This window comes from Myroides sp. LJL115 (genome assembly GCF_054871665.1).
The window spans coordinates 1-1,966 of sequence record NZ_JBTXLS010000090.1 but is presented as its reverse complement, the minus strand read 5'-3'; the positions used below and the strand labels follow the sequence as shown (position 1 = coordinate 1,966).

The following is a 1,966-nucleotide window of genomic DNA, read 5'->3' as shown; positions in this document are numbered from 1 at the left end:
CTAAGTCCTTGTGGAGAATATCGGAGTCGAACCGATGACCTCCTGCGTGCAAGGCAGGCGCTCTAGCCAGCTGAGCTAATCCCCCATAGATATAGATGCTAAGCAATCTAAACTAGGTTAGATATGTCTCAACCTCTAAAATTTCCTTTTAGATAAGTTTTGTAGTCCCGGGCAGACTCGAACTGCCGACCCCTACATTATCAGTGTAGTACTCTAACCAGCTGAGCTACGAGACTCTGTAAACTATATCTTAAATTTTTGAACTAACAGCAAAGAGTAAAGTTTTATATTCTAATTCTTTCTCTAGAAAGGAGGTGTTCCAGCCGCACCTTCCGGTACGGCTACCTTGTTACGACTTAGCCCCAGTCACTAGTTTTACCCTAGGCAGCTCCTTGCGGTCACCGACTTCAGGTACCCCCAGCTTCCATGGCTTGACGGGCGGTGTGTACAAGGCCCGGGAACGTATTCACCGGATCATGGCTGATATCCGATTACTAGCGATTCCAGCTTCATAGAGTCGAGTTGCAGACTCCAATCCGAACTGTGACCGGTTTTTGAGATTCGCTCCCTATCGCTAGGTGGCTGCTTTCTGTACCGGCCATTGTAGCACGTGTGTAGCCCAGGACGTAAGGGCCGTGATGATTTGACGTCATCCCCACCTTCCTCGCGGTTTGCACCGGCAGTCTTGTTAGAGTTCCCACCATTACGTGCTGGTAACTAACAATAGGGGTTGCGCTCGTTATAGGACTTAACCTGACACCTCACGGCACGAGCTGACGACAACCATGCAGCACCTTGTAAATTGTCCGAAGAAAAGTCTGTTTCCAAACCTGTCAATCTACATTTAAGCCCTGGTAAGGTTCCTCGCGTATCATCGAATTAAACCACATGCTCCACCGCTTGTGCGGGCCCCCGTCAATTCCTTTGAGTTTCATTCTTGCGAACGTACTCCCCAGGTGGGATACTTATCACTTTCGCTTAGCCACTCAGTCCGAAAACCAAACAGCTAGTATCCATCGTTTACGGCGTGGACTACCAGGGTATCTAATCCTGTTCGCTCCCCACGCTTTCGTTCATCAGCGTCAATCAATACGTAGTAACCTGCCTTCGCAATTGGTATTCCATGTAATATCTAAGCATTTCACCGCTACACTACATATTCTAGTTACTTCCATATAATTCAAGTCAAACAGTATCAATGGCAGTGTCTTAGTTAAGCTAAGAAATTTCACCACTGACTTATCTGACCGCCTACGAACCCTTTAAACCCAATAATTCCGGATAACGCTCGGACCCTCCGTATTACCGCGGCTGCTGGCACGGAGTTAGCCGGTCCTTATTCTTACAGTACCGTCAATCAACTACACGTAGTTGGGTTTCTTCCTGTACAAAAGCAGTTTACAATCCATAGGATCGTCATCCTGCACGCGGCATGGCTGGTTCAGAGTTGCCTCCATTGACCAATATTCCTCACTGCTGCCTCCCGTAGGAGTCTGGTCCGTGTCTCAGTACCAGTGTGGGGGATCTCCCTCTCAGGACCCCTAATCATCGTAGCCTTGGTATGCCGTTACCATACCAACTAGCTAATGATACGCATGCCCATCTTATACCGATAAATCTTTATTGTATCTCTGATGCCAGAGTTACAAACCATGGGGCATTAATCCAAATTTCTTTGGGCTATTCCCCTGTATAAGGTAGGTTGCATACGCGTTACTCACCCGTGCGCCGGTCTCAAAGTAGCAAGCTACTCTTACCCCTCGACTTGCATGTGTTAGGCCTGCCGCTAGCGTTCATCCTGAGCCAGGATCAAACTCTTCATCGTATGTTTTTTATATCTTAAATTAGATATATAAATCAAATCTTGCGATTTGCCTTACTCTTTGTTAAATTTTGCTGTCAATCCAATATGTCTATGAACGTGTCTTCAATGTTGCGCTTATCTCTCAAAGCGGTTGCAAAAGTA

The 1,966-nt window shown here is 46.8% G+C and carries 2 tRNA genes and 1 rRNA gene; all 3 read right to left on the bottom strand.

From position 1 onward, the window contains the following. Window positions 1-11 precede the first annotated feature (11 nt). The 3 genes from ACYSNX_RS13020 to ACYSNX_RS13010 all read right to left on the bottom strand — a co-directional run bounded on the left by ACYSNX_RS13020 (window position 12) and on the right by ACYSNX_RS13010 (window position 1,825). Window positions 12-85, bottom strand: a tRNA-Ala gene (locus tag ACYSNX_RS13020). A gap of 77 nt (window positions 86-162) precedes the next feature. Then, window positions 163-236: transfer RNA gene (locus tag ACYSNX_RS13015), tRNA-Ile, on the bottom strand. A 71-nt stretch (window positions 237-307) separates the two neighbouring features. After that, window positions 308-1,825 (bottom strand): 16S ribosomal RNA (locus ACYSNX_RS13010). Window positions 1,826-1,966 lie beyond the last annotated feature (141 nt).